Source organism: Hwanghaeella sp. 1Z406 (assembly GCF_048892425.1).
Taxonomy (GTDB): domain Bacteria; phylum Pseudomonadota; class Alphaproteobacteria; order UBA8366; family Aestuariispiraceae; genus Pacificispira.
Window position 1 is genome coordinate 182,913 of the sequence record NZ_JBLZHU010000004.1, and the last position, 16,409, is coordinate 199,321.

Annotated in this window: 15 protein-coding genes and 1 tRNA gene; 10 read left to right on the forward strand and 6 right to left on the reverse strand. The window is 54.9% G+C overall.

Features of this window, described 5'->3' with window-relative positions; translation table 11 throughout:
- Positions 1 to 18: 18 nt before the first annotated feature.
- Positions 19 to 1,263: a phenylacetate--CoA ligase family protein gene (locus ACOSDR_RS10190; protein WP_420731154.1), complete on the forward strand. Its 1,245-nt coding sequence runs from the start codon at positions 19 to 21 to the stop codon at positions 1,261 to 1,263.
- A 55-nt stretch (positions 1,264 to 1,318) separates the two neighbouring features.
- Here the strand turns inward: ACOSDR_RS10190 and ACOSDR_RS10195 are convergent.
- A tRNA-OTHER gene (locus ACOSDR_RS10195) sits at positions 1,319 to 1,425 on the reverse strand.
- Between the two features lie 6 nt (positions 1,426 to 1,431).
- Positions 1,432 to 1,923, reverse strand: a complete 492-nt coding sequence (locus ACOSDR_RS10200; RefSeq protein ID WP_420731155.1) for a helix-turn-helix domain-containing protein — start codon at positions 1,921 to 1,923, stop codon at positions 1,432 to 1,434.
- A gap of 496 nt (positions 1,924 to 2,419) precedes the next feature.
- On the opposite strand from ACOSDR_RS10200, the gene ACOSDR_RS10205 reads away from it, so the two are divergent.
- On the forward strand, positions 2,420 to 3,589 hold the full coding sequence (locus ACOSDR_RS10205) for a M20 aminoacylase family protein (protein WP_420731156.1): 1,170 nt from the start codon (positions 2,420 to 2,422) through the stop codon (positions 3,587 to 3,589).
- A 153-nt stretch (positions 3,590 to 3,742) separates the two neighbouring features.
- Here ACOSDR_RS10205 and ACOSDR_RS10210 read toward each other — a convergent pair whose 3' ends face one another.
- From ACOSDR_RS10210 to ACOSDR_RS10220, 3 genes are all read right to left on the reverse strand, one after another.
- Positions 3,743 to 4,072 carry a YnfA family protein gene (locus tag ACOSDR_RS10210; RefSeq protein ID WP_420722702.1) on the reverse strand — a complete coding sequence of 110 codons (330 nt, stop codon included), beginning with the start codon at positions 4,070 to 4,072 and terminating at the stop codon, positions 3,743 to 3,745.
- A gap of 155 nt (positions 4,073 to 4,227) precedes the next feature.
- Positions 4,228 to 4,548, reverse strand: a complete 321-nt coding sequence (locus tag ACOSDR_RS10215) for a DUF2218 domain-containing protein (protein ID WP_420731157.1) — start codon at positions 4,546 to 4,548, stop codon at positions 4,228 to 4,230.
- Between the two features lie 77 nt (positions 4,549 to 4,625).
- A complete protein-coding gene (locus ACOSDR_RS10220; protein WP_420731158.1) occupies positions 4,626 to 5,231 on the reverse strand; it encodes a PadR family transcriptional regulator in 606 nt (201 codons plus the stop codon).
- Positions 5,232 to 5,414: 183 nt separating this feature from the next.
- Between ACOSDR_RS10220 and ACOSDR_RS10225 the strand changes: the two genes are divergently transcribed.
- The 8 genes from ACOSDR_RS10225 (at position 5,415) to ACOSDR_RS10260 (ending at position 11,311) form a co-directional block, all read left to right on the forward strand.
- Complete coding sequence (locus ACOSDR_RS10225) at positions 5,415 to 6,059, forward strand: LysE family translocator (RefSeq protein ID WP_420722699.1); 645 nt, start codon at positions 5,415 to 5,417, stop codon at positions 6,057 to 6,059.
- Positions 6,060 to 6,321: 262 nt separating this feature from the next.
- On the forward strand, positions 6,322 to 6,636 hold the full coding sequence (locus tag ACOSDR_RS10230; protein ID WP_420722698.1) for a hypothetical protein: 315 nt from the start codon (positions 6,322 to 6,324) through the stop codon (positions 6,634 to 6,636).
- Positions 6,637 to 6,723: 87 nt separating this feature from the next.
- On the forward strand, positions 6,724 to 7,146 hold the full coding sequence (locus ACOSDR_RS10235) for an HPr kinase/phosphorylase (RefSeq protein ID WP_420722697.1): 423 nt from the start codon (positions 6,724 to 6,726) through the stop codon (positions 7,144 to 7,146).
- Entirely contained in the window at positions 7,143 to 8,102 is a 960-nt protein-coding gene (gene rapZ, locus ACOSDR_RS10240; RefSeq protein WP_420722696.1) for an RNase adapter RapZ, read from the forward strand. Before ACOSDR_RS10235 ends, rapZ begins: the two co-directional genes overlap by 4 nt.
- A 3-nt stretch (positions 8,103 to 8,105) precedes the next feature.
- Positions 8,106 to 8,501, forward strand: a complete 396-nt coding sequence (locus ACOSDR_RS10245) for a PTS sugar transporter subunit IIA (protein ID WP_420722695.1) — start codon at positions 8,106 to 8,108, stop codon at positions 8,499 to 8,501.
- Positions 8,498 to 8,767 (forward strand): HPr family phosphocarrier protein, encoded by a 270-nt coding sequence (locus ACOSDR_RS10250; RefSeq protein WP_420722694.1) that lies wholly within the window; start codon positions 8,498 to 8,500, stop codon positions 8,765 to 8,767. The genes ACOSDR_RS10245 and ACOSDR_RS10250 overlap by 4 nt, the downstream gene beginning before the upstream one ends.
- 6 nt (positions 8,768 to 8,773) lie before the next feature.
- Complete coding sequence (gene ptsP / locus ACOSDR_RS10255) at positions 8,774 to 10,537, forward strand: phosphoenolpyruvate--protein phosphotransferase (protein WP_420731159.1); 1,764 nt, start codon at positions 8,774 to 8,776, stop codon at positions 10,535 to 10,537.
- Between the two features lie 225 nt (positions 10,538 to 10,762).
- Positions 10,763 to 11,311, forward strand: coding sequence for a hypothetical protein (locus ACOSDR_RS10260; RefSeq protein WP_420731160.1), 549 nt, complete (start codon positions 10,763 to 10,765; stop codon positions 11,309 to 11,311).
- 129 nt (positions 11,312 to 11,440) lie between these two features.
- Here ACOSDR_RS10260 and ACOSDR_RS10265 read toward each other — a convergent pair whose 3' ends face one another.
- Positions 11,441 to 16,333 carry an NAD-glutamate dehydrogenase gene (locus ACOSDR_RS10265; RefSeq protein WP_420731162.1) on the reverse strand — a complete coding sequence of 1,631 codons (4,893 nt, stop codon included), beginning with the start codon at positions 16,331 to 16,333 and terminating at the stop codon, positions 11,441 to 11,443.
- Between the last annotated feature and the right edge of the window lie 76 nt (positions 16,334 to 16,409).

A 16,409-nucleotide genomic window follows, 5' to 3' on the forward strand; every position in this document is an offset into this window, starting at 1 on the left:
ACCTGCAGCCAAAACAAAATGACAAATTTTTTCGATTCGCTTGAGACCGACAGCACCGATGCCCGCACTGCCCGACAATTGGCGCAATTGCAGGATCAGGTCGCCCTGGCACAGGCCAAAGCTCCATATTTTGCGGAAAGTCTGAAGGGTGTTGATGCGGACAGCCTGACCAGCCTTGAAGCCTTAGCCGCCCTTCCGGTGGTGCGAAAATCGGACCTGATGGACCATCAGCAATCCAATCCGCCCTTCGGCGGCATGACAGCAACCCCGTCAGCGGATCTGGCGCGGCTGTATATGTCACCCGGCCCGATCCTGGACCCGGACGGTCATGCCCCGAATTTCGATTGGTGGCGCTTTGGGCGGGCCGCCTGGGCAGCGGGTTTGCGCAAGGGGGATCGGGTCGCGAATTGCTTTTCCTATCACCTGACCCCGGCGGGGCGCATGTTTGAAGAAGCCGCCCATGCCTGTGGTGCCGCCGTGATCCCCTGCGGCGTTGGCAATACCGAGGCTGTGGTCCAGGCCATGGCGTTATTAAAAGCCACCGCCTATTCCGGCACGCCCGACTATCCCAAGGCGCTGTTTGAGAAGGCCGTTGAATTGGGGTTGGACCTGTCTGGCGTTAAAACTTTGATCGTAGGGGCAGGTCCGTTGTTCCCGTCGATGCGACAGGACTATCACGACCGGGGATTGGTCTGTCTGCAAACCTATGGCACCGCTGATCTGGGCAATGTCGCCTATGAAAGCAAGGCGATGGAAGGTCTGATCACCGATGAAGGCGTGATCGTTGAAATCGTGCGCCCCGGCACCGGTGATCCCGTGCCAGAGGGTGAAGTTGGAGAGGTTGTTGTCACCCTGTTGACCAACCGGGACTATCCGCTGATCCGCTTTGCGACCGGCGATTTGTCTGCAGTGATGAATGGCACCAGCCCCTGCGGCCGCACGGCGCCCCGCATCAAAGGCTGGATGGGCCGTGCCGATCAAACCGCTAAAATTCGGGGCATGTTCGTGCGCCCCAGCCAGGTTGCCGAAATTGTTTCCCGCCACACGGAAATTACCAAGGCACGGATCGTGATCTCTTCTGATTCAGCAAAAAAAGACATCATGACCATACGATGTGAAGCAACGGGCGATCTGGATGCCGCCCGGCTGGCAGAAACGGTGCAGAGCGTCACAAAGCTGCGCGGTACCGTTGAGGTGGTAGAACCCGGCACCCTGCCCAATGATGGCAAGGTGATTGACGACACGCGGGATTTTTCCGCGTAAAGCGGGAGCGGTATTTAAAAAAAGGTTTTTATTAAAACAATGGCCTTGATTCGGCTGGTTGCAACGGCAGGACTTGAACCTACATCTTTCCGCCCGTATGTTCCATTTGGCAATAGACACTACGTAGATAGCAGAAGCTTTATCCAGTTAAGCTACGTTGCAATATATTTACTCCGAAGAAACCACTTTCAATTTCGGCTTGCCTTTCCGTTTAGCACGGGCAGATTGTTCACGTTGTTTGTGAGCAATATCATCAAGTTTTTCTTGCGCATATGGAGCGGCGGCTTCAATCAAACCATCTAGGTGATACAAATTTGTCTTACTTCCTTTCCCAAAAATTCGTCGTTCTTCACGACGAATAAGGCCCCCTTTTTCGAGCGATGCAATTCGTCTTTGAACAGTTCTTGGGTCAATACCGATTGCATTAGCTATAGTCTTCTTTGATGGGTGAGGTTTGTTTTCCTCCGTCCACCAATAACTAGCCAAGTGAAGGATGATGTTTATATCAACCGCATCCAATCCCAGAGCTTGCTGTCGCTCAATAATGATACTTGGGATGGCAGTCCATCCAGCATTCATAAGTGGCTTCGACCACTTTTTTTCATTAACCTTTAACTGGTCTGTTTCATGTTTTTGAACATCCTCTTTTTTTGTCGCCATTGTTTTGTTCCTTCTTCTGACTTTGTTAAAATCCTATATGTGTCCATCACCAACAAAATGCAAACTATACCGGGAGGCAACAGTGTCTAGGGCCCCTAAATAATTAGAGATTAGCTTAGGAATGTCTACGCTAGTTACGTCTGCATAGAATCGCGTATACTTCGCGAGGCACCGACGCCTCTCACCGGGAGACACTTAAGTCTCCGAGGGCCTAGACAATGATGTCTACTGGTAGGAGGCACTGGTGTCTAGGGGCTATTCCAAAAAAACTTCAATTTAATACTCGCCAGAGAATTTTGCCGCACTGCTATAGCTAAATTCAGCTTTATAAATGTATCTCTAAATTTACACAGCAACGCTACCGCCATCAAATGAGAACTCGTACCTCGGTCAGTTATTGCCAGCCTTAGTTTGGGACAAAAGGGCCGTTGGTAGCTGCAGCATTTAAGTCTAAGCTGATGTCCGATCAAACTGGCCCTCCAATTGAAAGACGACAATGTCCAGTCCGACCGATCTTCAGGAACAGATGACCCGATGGCGTCACGACCTGCATGCCCACCCTGAATTCGGATTCAGTGAGAAGCGTACCGCCGCCTTTGTCGCCGCGAAACTGCGCGAATTCGGATTGGATGATGTCACCGAAGGGGTTGGCGGGACAGGCGTTGTTGGTACTTTGAAACGGGGCACCGGCAACCGTGCGATTGCCTTGCGGGCCGATATGGATGCGCTGCATATCACCGAACAGGGCAGCCTGCCCTATAAGTCGACCCATGACGGCTATATGCATGCCTGCGGTCATGATGGGCACACCATCATGCTGTTGGGCGCGGCCAAGACCCTGACCCAGCAGGAAGGGTTTGATGGCACGATCCGGTTTATCTTCCAGCCAGCGGAAGAATGGGGCCAAGGCGCGATAGCAATGATCAACGATGGCCTATTGGATCGCTTCCCGTTCGAAGAAATTTACGGTCTGCACAATATGCCAGGCTATCCGATCGGCCAATTTGTGACGAAGCCGGGCGCGATCATGTCTGCGGAAGATGTTTTTGAAATCACCCTGCGAGGCGTCGGGGGCCATGCGTCCAGACCGCATTCTGGCAGTGAAACACTGGTCGCCGCCTGCGCCCTGGTCACCAATCTACAAACCATCGTCTCTCGACGGGTCGATCCAACAGCAGTCGCGGTGGTATCGGTTACTGAATTGACCACCGACGGCACCCGCAATGTCCTGCCAGGCCAGGCACAAATCCGGGGTGATGCCCGCAGCTTTGACCCAGCCGTCAGCGCACAGATCGAAAAGCAGATGCGCCTGATCGCCGAAGGGACGGCGCTCTCCTATAATGTCAGTGTCGACGTCAATTATGCCCGGGAATTCATCTCTCTGTTGAATGACGAGGCCCTGACCCAGGAAGCCCTGAATGCGGCCAGGGATGTGCTAGGGTCGGATGCCGTTATGATTTCCGACGAACCCATCACCGCGTCAGAAGACTTCGCCCAGTTCCTGCGCCATGTGCCAGGATGCTTTGCCTTTCTGGGCAATGGGGAGGACTCCCTGCCACTGCACAACCCCAACTATGATTTCAACGATGCCAGCCTGACCGCCGGGGTCGCATTCCACACCGCCATCGCCCGCCGTCGCCTGCCCCTAGCGACCCCACGAGCCTAAAACACTTTCTTAGCTTTCGCGATTGCGCCAGAGCAAAGCCTGCGCAAACAGGCTCGAGTGCGACGACGTATTTACTGAAAAAACAGTTGGTAAGAGTATCATGTGTGAGCTCCTGCGAGCGCATGATGCTCTAACGCACGACGCGGGATATATTCAGGTGGGTGCCCTGGGGATCGCGATAATGATAATCGCCCCAACAAGACAAATAACAGCGCCGGTAATATCCCAGCGATCCGGTTTGATACCTTCGACAAGCCACAACCAGACAAGGGAGCATACAATATAGACCCCGCCATAAGCTGCGTAGGCGCGTCCAGCGGCGACGCTGTCGACCAGCGTCAACAGATACGCAAATAAGGCCAGGGATGCGATCCCCGGCAGAACCCACCAAATTGTCTTGTCGAGGCGCAGCCACGCCCAAAATGCGAAACATCCTGCGATTTCAGCAATAGCCGCGCCAATATAGGCAACGAGAGTCGGCATGTTGATTGTTTCTCCTTACAGCGATTACTATCAGAACCGACGCAGGCGTTATGGGCAGGGCTTCCGGCTAGCAGAGACCCTGCGCCACCTTAATCCGGTCAAGAAATGATGGCATATGGGGCCTATCTCCGCACGACTGAGAAACCATTTCGCAATTAGGCGTTTTTCCAGTTGAAAGTCAAAGGGGCTTCCCGAAAGGCAAAACGATCCAGATGAGACGCAAGTACATCTTGCAATGCATCTCTCTGCCCCGTTTCACTGGCTTCGATCCGACATTCCAGATGCGCTGGATGGGCGGTCAGGATTACGGTTGCATCCTGTGACCAAGACCCGCTGCGGCCATCTTTCGGGAAAGTGATCCGCCCTTGCCCGGATGTGAAGTCGACCGTCAATTTATGCGCCCAGTGCTTGCATAATTGCTGCAGATACCGGCTGCCGTTTTCGGTTGGTATTTCGGTGGTGCTGATGGTTTGCATAGTTATATTCTCCTGAGTTTGGGGCTCTGCGTCCAAGCCGTGACGACGGCGCAGGGTGTCTTGAAGTGTCGCTCTCATCACAACCGCTCAATCCGCTGGGCTGTTTCGTCCAGAATTCCCGCGACCGTGTGCAGCATGTCTTTATCCACATCATCATTGCCCAGTCGGGATCGTATGACGCGTCGCAAATTCTCTATGGCCCGGCGCACCGGCCCGCCATCCATCCGTTGATGGGTTTCTCGCATCGCAGACATACGGGCAATGATCCCGTCAATTTCCTTTACACTGGCTGTGATTTCCAGCGTCCCCTGATCTGTGAGGGAAAATGCCTTGCGAGATCCCTCGGACTCCAACTCAGAAATCAGGTCCATTTCCTGCAACAAAGTCAGAGTTGGATAGACCATACCAGGGCTGGGCGCATAAGCCCCGCCCGTCATGGCCTCAATCTCGCGGATCAAGTCATAGCCATGGCGCGGAGTTTCCGACAACAGCTTCATCAGCAACAGGCGTAATTCGCCCGAATCAATGACCCGATGGCGACCATGGCGACGTTGATGTCCACCACCATGGTCGCGCTCATGATGATCTTTGCCAATAAAGTCATTGTCGTGGGCACCATGCCCTCTTCCGCGGCCAGATCGTCCACCTGGATGACGGGATCGCCCTTCAATAGGATTATTCATTTTTCTCTCCAATCTATTTTAGATAAGTTAAGATATATCATGAGTCTTTTAAAATACAAGAAACGTCGAGCAGAATTTTTGATTCAAGCATCACAAATGGCACTCTGCATCCGGTGAAAATTGCTCTTGCGCTGGGTGGAATGCCTGCTCAGGATGCGTCAGAAACATCGATAGGGTTCTGCTATGTCAAACTGGGATTTGTTGTTGCCGTTCCTTGCCGCCACTGTGGTTTTTGCGCTTATTCCCGGACCGGCACTGCTCTATACCGCCGCCCAGACATTAGCGCATGGTCGACGCGGGGGATTTATGGCGGCATTGGGTTTGCAAATCGGGGGATTGTTCCACGTTGCCGCCGCCGCATTGGGATTATCAGCCCTGCTGGCCGTGGTGCCGACGCTCTACACCGCGTTGAAGATCGTGGGGGCATTGTACCTTGTCTATATGGGGATATCGATTATCCGCACCAGACTTGCCACAGAAGAGGGCAATCCAGGAACCCTGAACGGCAAACTCCGGAAGCAGGGACGCTCCGCCTTTATACAAAGCATGTCGGTGGAGATGTTGAACCCCAAGACGGCCATGTTCTTTGTTGCCTTCCTGCCACAATTTGCAGACCCCAGTGCCAGTTTCCCGATCTGGCTCCAGATGTTGATCCTTGGGATTATTGTGAACCTGGCTGTCACCTTTGCGGATGTCGCCGCCGTCTTTCTGACCAACGCGGTAATGGCAGGCCTGCGCAAGGGACGGCACACGATGCGCATCGCCCGATGGGCCGGGGGGTCCATTCTGATTGGGTTGGGAGTCAATCTAGCGATCACGCAACGGTGAAGATTTGCCCTTAAAATGCCTTAATTGAACCTCTACAAAACCCTGTTTGCCACCCAATATCTAAACTGCTGAGACCTCCCCTCTCACCGGGGCGCCCCCAAACTGCCCCGGGACGACCTTCAACAGGTCGTTGCAACCGCGATAGACGGCCGTCGATACCCCCCCATCGGCGGCCGTCGTTTTTTGTGGTATCCCTTATTTACATTCGCTATCCAAGTGGCGTGATCCAATAAACCCCGACAGTGTGACGGCAGAATGATCAATGCGCCATATTAAGCCCCAGGATTATACCGGAACGCGCCCCTGGGATGCGCTGGATATCGAAACAATCGATACCGCCACCATTCGGCTGCATTGGACGGACCAGGCCTATATCTGGCATGTCAATGACGGGCCGGAGGTTTTCGTGTTGCTGGACGGGTCTCTGCGCATGCATTTCCGCCATCCCGATGGCCGGGAAGACAGCCTGATGATGGAACCCGGCGACATTGTGCATTGCCAGGCTGGAGATGCCCACAAGGCGGAACCCTTAACCGCCTGTCGCATTCTGGTGGCGGAACGTGCAGGGTCAATTTAACCTAAAATGACTGCACAGCCTCGCCATCTTGATTGACAGGTACCACGCTGCACCGCACGCTAATTCTGGATGGGAGTGACAGGGACCATGGGACTGGTGCACGGGACAACAATCGCCATCGATGGATGCGGCATTTTGCTGCGCGGCGCATCGGGTGCGGGAAAATCTGACCTGGCTCTGCGCCTGATTGATGCGGGCGCCGAACTGGTTGCAGATGATCAAACTGCGCTGACTGTCGATAAGGGCATTCTATACGCCCAGGCGCCAGATCAATTACGTGGACTGCTGGAAGTCCGGGGTATTGGCATAATGACCCTGCCCTATCGCAATCGCTGTGCCTTGGCCCTGCTGGCCGATCTGACATCTGGTCCGATTGATCGGCTGCCGAGCCCTGACCAGGATATTATTGAGGGGGTGAGCCTGCCCTGCCTGACAATTAACCCTTTTGAGATCTCTGCACCCATCAAGCTGAAACTTGCCTTGCACCATGGCTTTGGGGTGCCGGCATGACTGAGACGCCCTCTGCGAACGCCAATAATCGGGCTGATCTTGTGCTGGTAACCGGCATGTCGGGGGCAGGACGCTCCACGGCCCTGGCGGTGCTGGAGGATTTGGGGTTTGACGCGGTTGATAACCTGCCGCTCAGCCTGCTGCCACGCCTGGCCCAGTCGATACGCGAGAATCCCAGCGCCTCACCGGTCGCAATTGGGGTTGATATCCGCAATCGAGATTTCGGCATTGCCAGCCTTCAGGCGGAAATTGATACATTAAAGATGGCCGACGGCCTGAAGGTTACAACCCTGTTTCTGGATTGCAGCGACGATGAATTGCTGCGGCGCTTCACCGAAACCCGCCGCCGCCATCCCCTGGCTGCGGATCGCCCGGTCGCTGACGGCATTCGCATGGAACGGGAGGCGATCCTGCCTCTGGCGTCCCATGCCGATATGATGATCGATTCCACAGGGCTGACCGTGTGGGATTTCAAACAGCGGATGACATCCCTGTTTGCCGATGGCAGCCCAGTTGGGGCGGCGATCACGGTGATGTCCTTTTCCTTTCGCCGGGGTGTCCCCAGAGAGGCCGATATGGTTCTGGATGTGCGGTTTCTGAAAAACCCGCATTATGAGCCGACATTGCGGGATTTGACCGGCCTGGACCCAAAAGTGGGCGCGGCGATTGAAGCCGATCCAGATTGTGCGGGTTTCCAAAAGGACCTGCAGACATTATTGACCCGCGTGCTGCCGCGCCAGGAAGCCGAAGGAAAAAGTTATCTAACGATTGCATTTGGCTGTACAGGGGGCAAACATCGGTCTGTCTATATGGCAGAACAGCTTGCAGACTGGCTGACACAGCAAGGACGACCGGCCTACCGCTTTCACAGGGATATGCCAGCAAATGCCGACGGTGAAACCCCAACGGCACAGATAAACCACACTACGGATCAAAACGGGGCGAAAAAGGGATAACGCATGATTGGATTGGTCTTGGTCACCCATGGGGGGCTCGCGCGGGAATTCGTGTCGGCCATGGAACATGTTGTCGGGGCGCAACAGAACGTCACGGCCATTTGTATCGGCCCCGACGATGACATGGAACGCCGCCGGGTCGATATCCTGGAAGCGGTTAAAGCAGTCGATACCGGAGAGGGTGTCGTCGTCCTGACCGATATGTTTGGGGGCACACCGTCTAATCTGGCGATTTCGATCATGGATCAGGCCAAGGTTGAGGTTATTGCGGGCCTGAACCTGCCGATGCTGATCAAATTGGCGAAGGTGCGCCAGACGGAAAGCCTGGAGGCGGCGGTCGAACAAGCCCAGGATGCCGGCACGAAATACATAAACGTCGCCAGCAAGCTGCTGGGATGAGCGATGCCACATTAACGATTTGCAACAAGCGTGGCTTGCATGCCCGCGCTGCTGCAAAATTTGTGCAGACCGCGGAACGATTCGATGCCCATATCGAGGTATCCAAGGACGGTCAGACCGTAACGGGGACGTCCATCATGGGCCTTATGATGCTAGCCGCATCCAAAGGAACAACGATTAGCATCCGTGTCTCCGGTCCGGAGGCGAAAGCGGCAATGGATGAAATCACCGCCCTGGTCAATGCCGGCTTTTACGAGGAGACCTGACCTGCAATGTCGGTGAAAATGCCGCAGCATATTCTGACCGGAGTTGGGGTTTCCCCCGGTGTCGCCTTTGGGTTTGCGGCACAGATCGATGCGACGGGGATGGCTGTTTCCGAACACAGGATCATGGATGCCGACATTCCAGACGAGGTTGAGCGACTGGAAAAAGCGGTTCGCAAGAGCCGTCGGCAAATTTTGGCTTTGAAGAGAATACGTGGGCGCGTCACGGACAACACGGCCGAGGGATTGAATGAAATTCTGGAAGCCCATGTCCAGATGCTGCAAAACTCGCGCCTTGTGCGGGGGGCGCGGCAGCGTATCGAATCCGACCGCCTGAACGCCGCTGCCGCTATGAAAGCCGAAAGTGATGCGGTGATAACCGGGTTTCAGGCGATGGATAATCCCTATATCGCCGCCCGGGCGGAGGATGTGCGAGAAGTATCCCATCGGGTGCTGCGCAACCTGATGGATGTGCCCAAGAATGCCTATGCCGCTGCCGAGAAGGGCGCGATCATGCTGGCGGAATCGATCAGCCCTGCTGATACCGCCCTGATGGATCCAACCCGGATCAATGGCTTCGCCGCAGAGCAGGGCGGCGCGCAGGGTCATACCGCCATCATGGCGCGGTCCCTTGGAATCCCAGCCGTCCTTGGGCTGGCCGGTGCAGCCTCTGTCCCTGCCGGCACACCTGTGATCCTGGATGGCGGCGAAGGGGTTGTGATTGCCAACCCCACGCCAGATACCGAGGCGCGCTATCGCGAGAAACGCGCAAAACAGCTGCGCGAGCAACAGCGTCTGGAAACCCTGATCGGGGAAAGTGCCGCAACACGCGATGCGGTTATCATCTCTCTGGAGGCCAATCTGGAATTACCCCGGGAAGGGATCATCGCCCACCGACTGGGTGCAGATGGCATTGGCCTGTTTCGTACAGAATTCATGTTCATGAACCGCACCCTGCCCCCCAGCGAAGACGAACAGTTTGAAAGTCTTGCCACCGTCATTCGCGCCATGGCGGGCCGCCCCGTTACCATTCGCACGATGGATGTAGGGGGGGAAAAGCTGGCCTATTCCCTGGGGGATGATCTTACCCCATCGCCCAATCCGGCACTGGGCCTTCGCGCCATACGCCTGTCCCTGAAACGCCCAAGACTATTGGAAACACAGCTTTGCGCCATTCTGCGCGCAGGGGCATTGGGCCCGGTTCGCATCCTGCTGCCAATGATCACAACAGCCGGTGAAGTTCGCACCGTTCGTGATATTTTGCACCGCATGGTCAAGCGCCTGAAACGTCGGGGCGTCGCTATCGCTGATCCGGTGCCACCACTTGGGGTGATGATTGAGGTGCCCGGCGCCGCCCTGGCCGCTGACTCCCTGGCGCAAGCCGCAGATTTCTTTGCCATTGGGACAAATGATCTGACGCAATATACGCTGGCCATCGACCGCACCGATGATCAGGTCGCGCATTTGTACAACCCGCTGCATCCCGGCGTTTTGCGACTGATGGATTTTGCCATTCAGGCCGCATTGCGCGCGCGCATCCCGGTATCAGTTTGTGGGGAAATCGCGGGCGACCCGAAGTTCACCGCCCTTCTGATCGGCCTTGGCGTGCGGGATTTGTCGATGGCGACGACAAGCCTGCTGCAAGTAAAAAATCGGGTTCGGCAGATTGAATTCACCGCAGCGGCTGCCCGCGCCCGCATGATTATGGAAAGCCATGATAGCGGCCGAATTCGCATGTTGCTGGAAGATTTGAACGGCATCGCACAGGGTTAGAATCGACCTTCGACTCCGGTCTGGTTGATTGTATCGAATATGACAATTCTGATAACCCAACCAACCCCTTGCGCCGAAAGGCCAAAAAAACTGGCCTTGATTTCTTTTCAAAGCGCTGGATACTGTGGCCACATTAAGGCAGCGTTCAATCTGAGTTGTGACGCGATCTAAGACTCATGGGCAGGGAGAGTGCATCCGATGCATGGTTTCAAGCAAGTTTTCAATGTGAGAAAATTCGTCAAGTCATGCATGGTCGCAACGGTATTTGCGGCGTCTTTTTCCGTCTCAGGCATTGCACAGGCCTGCCTTAGCACGGTCGCCCCGAAACACACATTGGCCCTGTCGGTGCGGACCTTGCAGTCGGATATGATGGTTGCCGCTCTGTCTTGTAACGAGCGCGATCACTACAATGCCTTTGCGATCCGGTTTCGCCCGGAAATACAAAAACAAGGCGGCGCGCTGAAGAGCTACTTCAAGAGCCTGCACGGCCAGAATGCGACACGGGAAATCAACGCCTATGTGACGGATCTGGCAAATTATGCGGCCGTCCGCCATGCTGAGAACCGCAAGTCCTTTTGTGGCGGCGCAGCCAGCGCTTTCACGGCTCTGTTGGAAGATCCAAACTCGGATATTTACAAAATAGCGCTGGCATATTCGATGCGCGTCTCTCCATCCCTGAAACAGGAAATCGTTCTGGCCGCTGCCAGCGGTGGCTGTGATGTTATCGCCCGGGGCGATATGGTCGCTGCAGACGGCATCACCATTCTGAAATAATCCCCCACGGACAGTTTCCGCCGAAACACAGAAGCCGCCTGGACCCATTGGTTCCGGCGGCTTCTTCATTTTTGAATTGGATTTGGGGGGGAGTTGGCTTCTCCCCCCAGATCGATTTTACGTGCTTCGTCAGGAGGCTGTCAGGTTACGCAGTTCGCGGTTCAGCACCGCCAGCATCGCCAGATCCAACTGTGGCAGGCTGTGCAGTTCCAACAGCAATGTGTCCAGCCGTTCTACCGTATCATTCCGCCGCGCGGACCATTTATCAACAGCGTCGACACCGGCCCCTTCCCTGGCAAGAACGCGGGACGTAATTTCCGACTGCAAGCCCCACAAATCATCAATAATCGCCCCCAGCGCCAAACGGTGCCATTGATTGTCCGACGGAATTCGATTTGCCGCAGACCGCAGCCAATCCAACCCGAACCGGGATCCAACGGTTGAATAAACCCGGCCCACATCCACGACCGGCGCATCGGCCTGACCGGCAAGGCGCACAACATCGCAGGATGAAGACAAGACCTTTAGTTGCGCAACCGACAAGGCCAGATCATCCGGCACACCGTTCTTCTGGAACCGTGCCAGACGTGCAGCCACATCATCCTTGGCGAATTTGGACAGGATTGTATCCAGATTTTCCTTCAACGTGGTCACACCGGGACGATAGGTCTCAATACTGGACTTCATATCAATGGGATGATCGCTGTTGCGCAGGAACCATTCTGTCATCCGTTCAATGGTGCGTTCTGTTTCACGCAACATGCGGATCTGGATCTTGGCATCGGTCTTATTGTCCAGTGCCTCAATTGCAGCCCAGATGCCACGAAGGCTGAAAACCTCCCGAACAACTGTATAGGCACGGGCGATTTCGGATTCGAACCGACCTGTGCGCTGATGCATTTCACTGACAAAGGCGGGGCCGGTCCGGTTGATCATGGAATTCGTCACCGCCGTTGCGATGATTTCCCGACGCAAGCGATGGTTCTGAATTGCATCAGGATAGTGTTCCTGCAGCGCTGTCGGGAAATAGCGGAACAAATCCGCCTCCAGCATCGGGTCGTCCGGCAAATCGGAATCCAGCAATTCGCGATAGGTGATGTTCTTTGCATAGGCCAGGATCACAGCCAGTTCCGGGCGGCACAGTCCTTCTTTCTTCTGCATCCGCTCTGCAATGTCTTCATCATCGGGCAGGAATTCCAGTCGGCGGTTCAAATCCCCGGCCCGTTCCATCGCCCGGATCAAACGCTGGTGACGATCCAAAAGCGTTTCCGCTTGAGACAATTCCACCGACAGCGATTGAGTCTGCTGGTAATTATCACGCAGCACCAGGGCGGAAACTTCGTCGGTCATTTTTTCCAACAGCGTATTGCGCTGCTTTTCCGTCATATCCCCGCGCTGGACGACATCCCCCAACAGAATCTTGATATTCACCTCGTGGTCGGAACAATCCACACCGGCAGAGTTATCAATGGCATCGGTGTTAATCCGCCCACCCAACTGCGCAAACTGAATACGGGATCGGTGGGTCACGCCCAGATTGGCCCCTTCGCCAATGACCTTTGCGCGCACTTCATCGGCATCAACCCGCAGTGCATCATTGGCGCGATCCCCGACATCCGCGTTGCTTTCATCGGTATGTTTCACATAGGTCCCGATACCGCCGAACCACAACAGGTCCACTGGCATCCGCAGCGCCGCCTTAATCAATTGCGCTGGTGGCATCGTATCTTCCGTCACCTCCAGCATTGCCTTCATTTCCGGCGTTAATTTAATCGACTTGGCGGAACGATCAAAAATGCCCCCTCCTTTGGAGATCAGAGAGGTGTCATAATCCGCCCACCCTTTCACCGCATCAAACAAACGTTTGCGCTCAACAAAGGTCTTCTTTGGATCTGGAGTCGGATCAATGAAGATATGCAGATGGTTAAAGGCGACCTTCAGGCAGATATGCTCACTGAGGATCATGCCATTGCCAAAGACGTCGCCGCCCATATCTCCGATCCCAACAACACTGAAATCCTGGGTCTGGGTATCGTGACCAAATTCCCGGAAATGGCGCTTAACCGCTTCCCAACCGCCTTTAGCCGTAATGCCCATCTTTTTATGGTCATAGCCAGCCGACCCGCCCGATGCAAAGGCGTCCCCCAGCCAGAAACCATAGTGTTGCGATATCGCATTGGCAAAATCTGAGAATGTCGCCGTGCCCTTGTCTGCCGCAACCACCAGATACGGGTCATCCTGGTCATGGCGCACGACATGCGCCGGCGGGACGACTTCACCCGTCACCAGATTATCGGTAATGTCCAACATGCCGGAAATGAAGGTCTGGTAACAGGTAATGCCTTCCTGCAGATATGCCTGTCGGTCGGAAGGGGGCGGTGCCTTCTTCAGCACGAAACCACCCTTGGACCCGACGGGCACGATAACAGCATTCTTTACCTGCTGCGCCTTCACCAGGCCCAAGACCTCTGTGCGAAAATCTTCACGCCGGTCGGACCATCGCAGCCCGCCACGTGCAACAAGACCAAAGCGCAAATGCACAGCCTCAAACCGGGGGCTATAGACGAAAATTTCCCGCAACGGCGCAGGCTGAGGGATTTCCAGAATATCCCGGCTGGCGAATTTCAAAGACACATAGGACTTTGGCCGCCCATCGGGTCCAGGCTGATAAAAATTCGTGCGTAGAGTGACCTGGACCATATTCAGGAAACGGCGGATGATCCGATCCTCGTCCAGATTGCTGACATCTTCCAGCGCCGCTTCGATCTGTGCAACATATCCTGCGCACACACCCTCGCGATCCCCTGAGAAATTCGGATCAAAGCGGGTTGTGAACAGTTTCGCCAGATTGCGAACAATGTCGGGATTCTTCGCCAGGGTTTCGGCCATATAGTCCTGAGAGAAGGGAATACCGGCCTGACGCAGATATTTTGAATAGGCACGGCTGATCACCACATCCCGCCATGCCAGTCCGGCAGCCAGGACCAATCGATTAAAGCCATCGCTTTCGACTTCACCCGACAGGACCTGCAGGAAGCTGTCGTGGAAAACCTCGCGAACGCTGGCAAAGTCGATGTCGCGCCCGTCTTTACTTTCCAGAGCGAAATCGTGGAGATACAGGCTGTCCTCTGCATCACTCTCATCGGAGTCAGTCGTGTGGTCTGTGACCAGTCGACCGGGGACATTCTTTGACCCCGCCGGATGGATTTCATACAGCAATTCTTCCATCACCATGACACCCATATTTTCCAGCATGGGCATCACCGCCGAGAGAACCAGCGGCTTATTGGGGCTGTAGATCTTAAAGCGCAGTTGGTTCGCGCCAGCCTCAATCGGGTGATACAGATTGACCTGCGGATTGTTGGTGGCAAGCGCCCGTTCGACATTCTCCAGGTCGTAACAGGCTGTTTGAACATTAAACACTTCGGCATAGGCATGGGGGAAGGCTTCGCGATAGCGATGGAACAGACCCATGCCACGTTCTTCACCCAGATTCTCCACCAGGGCCTGCTGTAGACGATCTTCCCAGGTGCGGGTCACATCAGCCAGATGCTCTTCCAACTCCTTCCGGTCGATGTCAGGCACATCACCGGGTTGGGTCTTGACGATGAATTGCACACGGGTAAGCGGTTCATCGGTCATGAAGGTATAATGCGCGGAAATATGGCCCTTGAATTCCTTGGCCAATTGCCGGCCGATCAGTTTGCGCAGGGATGAAGAGAAGCGGTCCCGGGGCACATAGACCAGGGCGGAGATATAGCGCTGGAATGGGTCTGGACGCAGAAACACAGCAATCCGCTGGCGTTCCTGCAGAAACAGAATGCCCCGCGAAATATCGCTCAACAGATCTACGGAAATCTGAAACAGCTCATCACGTGGATAGCTTTCCAGGACATGGGTCAGCGCCTTTGACGAATGGCCGCCGGGTTCAAAACCAGAGGCTTCAATCACCGCATTGACTTTTTGACGCAACAGCGGGATTTCGCGCGGCGATTGGTTATAGGCGACAGAGGTCAACAGACCGATGAACAGATGTTCCCCGACCACGGCTCCGTCCGCGTCAAACTTCTTGATCGCGATCGTATCCATATGGACACGACGATGAACGGTAGAGCGATTATTGGCTTTGGTGATACGGACCAGATCCGGCGCGCGCATCTGTGCCTGAATCTGGGCCGGCAGAGCCCCCAGATTGCGCAGCCCATCGAAAACAAGGCGTTGCGGGTCCTTCAGGATTCCCAGTCCGCTGTCTTGTACGATGTCCAGTCGCGCTTTTTTCCCGGTGCCGTGATAGTCGATTTCACGGTAGCCCATGAACGTAAAATGGTCATCATGCAGCCATTTCAGGAAGGATGCCGTCTCTGACACCAGGGTTTTATCCATGCCCTTTGGCGGCGTCTTGCTAAGTTGTTTTTCGATCTTCAGGGTCTGCGCCCGCATGTCACGCCAATCCGTGACCGTGGCGCGAACATCTTCCAGGATCGCCAGTATCCCATTCTCAATCGCTTTGAGGACCTCCGGACTGGATTGTTCATCAACTTCGATATGCATGAAGCTTTCGCGCGGAAAGTCTTCTGTTTTGGCCGATTTCGACGGGAAATTCTGGGCCTTGCCTTTTGAATCCCGGTCGACGCCAAAGACCGGGTGAACAACCAGATGCACCGTATACATCTGGCGCGTCAGTTCCATTGTCACACTGTCCACAAGAAACGGCATGTCGTCATTGACGATTTCAATCACCGTATGGGTCGCATGCCATCCGTGTTTTTCAAATCGCGGATTATAGGCGCGTATGCAGGGTTTCCCGGAAGGTCGCTCCTGACCAAATGTCCACATGGAGATCGCGGCACCATACAGATCTTCAGGTTCGCGGTTACAAATGTCTTCCGGTGGGACATTGCGGTAATAGTGTGTGGTGAAGACATGGGCGGGTTCGCGTTGCTCCTTCTTGATGCGATCATCAATCAGGGCGTGTACCTTTTCCAATAGTTCCTGTTTCCGAACGTCGATCCGATCAGCCATAACAAATCCCCCGCATGGTTTCATTCGCACTGTCCGCTGTAAGGAGAAGGGTGACTATCCCCCCACCCAAGCGCGT

What these genes read in the sequence shown, in the direction of transcription:
- ACOSDR_RS10190 (WP_420731154.1), top strand. Translation starts at nt 19, where the DNA reads ATGACAAATTTTTTCGATTCGCTTGAGACCGACAGCACCGATGCCCGC.
- ACOSDR_RS10200 (WP_420731155.1), bottom strand. Translation starts at nt 1,923, where the DNA reads ATGGCGACAAAAAAAGAGGATGTTCAAAAACATGAAACAGACCAGTTA.
- ACOSDR_RS10205 (WP_420731156.1), top strand. Translation starts at nt 2,420, where the DNA reads ATGTCCAGTCCGACCGATCTTCAGGAACAGATGACCCGATGGCGTCAC.
- ACOSDR_RS10210 (WP_420722702.1), bottom strand. Translation starts at nt 4,072, where the DNA reads ATGCCGACTCTCGTTGCCTATATTGGCGCGGCTATTGCTGAAATCGCA.
- ACOSDR_RS10215 (WP_420731157.1), bottom strand. Translation starts at nt 4,548, where the DNA reads ATGCAAACCATCAGCACCACCGAAATACCAACCGAAAACGGCAGCCGG.
- ACOSDR_RS10220 (WP_420731158.1), bottom strand. Translation starts at nt 5,231, where the DNA reads ATGAATAATCCTATTGAAGGGCGATCCCGTCATCCAGGTGGACGATCT.
- ACOSDR_RS10225 (WP_420722699.1), top strand. Translation starts at nt 5,415, where the DNA reads ATGTCAAACTGGGATTTGTTGTTGCCGTTCCTTGCCGCCACTGTGGTT.
- ACOSDR_RS10230 (WP_420722698.1), top strand. Translation starts at nt 6,322, where the DNA reads ATGCGCCATATTAAGCCCCAGGATTATACCGGAACGCGCCCCTGGGAT.
- ACOSDR_RS10235 (WP_420722697.1), top strand. Translation starts at nt 6,724, where the DNA reads ATGGGACTGGTGCACGGGACAACAATCGCCATCGATGGATGCGGCATT.
- rapZ (WP_420722696.1), top strand. Translation starts at nt 7,143, where the DNA reads ATGACTGAGACGCCCTCTGCGAACGCCAATAATCGGGCTGATCTTGTG.
- ACOSDR_RS10245 (WP_420722695.1), top strand. Translation starts at nt 8,106, where the DNA reads ATGATTGGATTGGTCTTGGTCACCCATGGGGGGCTCGCGCGGGAATTC.
- ACOSDR_RS10250 (WP_420722694.1), top strand. Translation starts at nt 8,498, where the DNA reads ATGAGCGATGCCACATTAACGATTTGCAACAAGCGTGGCTTGCATGCC.
- ptsP (WP_420731159.1), top strand. Translation starts at nt 8,774, where the DNA reads ATGTCGGTGAAAATGCCGCAGCATATTCTGACCGGAGTTGGGGTTTCC.
- ACOSDR_RS10265 (WP_420731162.1), bottom strand. Translation starts at nt 16,333, where the DNA reads ATGGCTGATCGGATCGACGTTCGGAAACAGGAACTATTGGAAAAGGTA.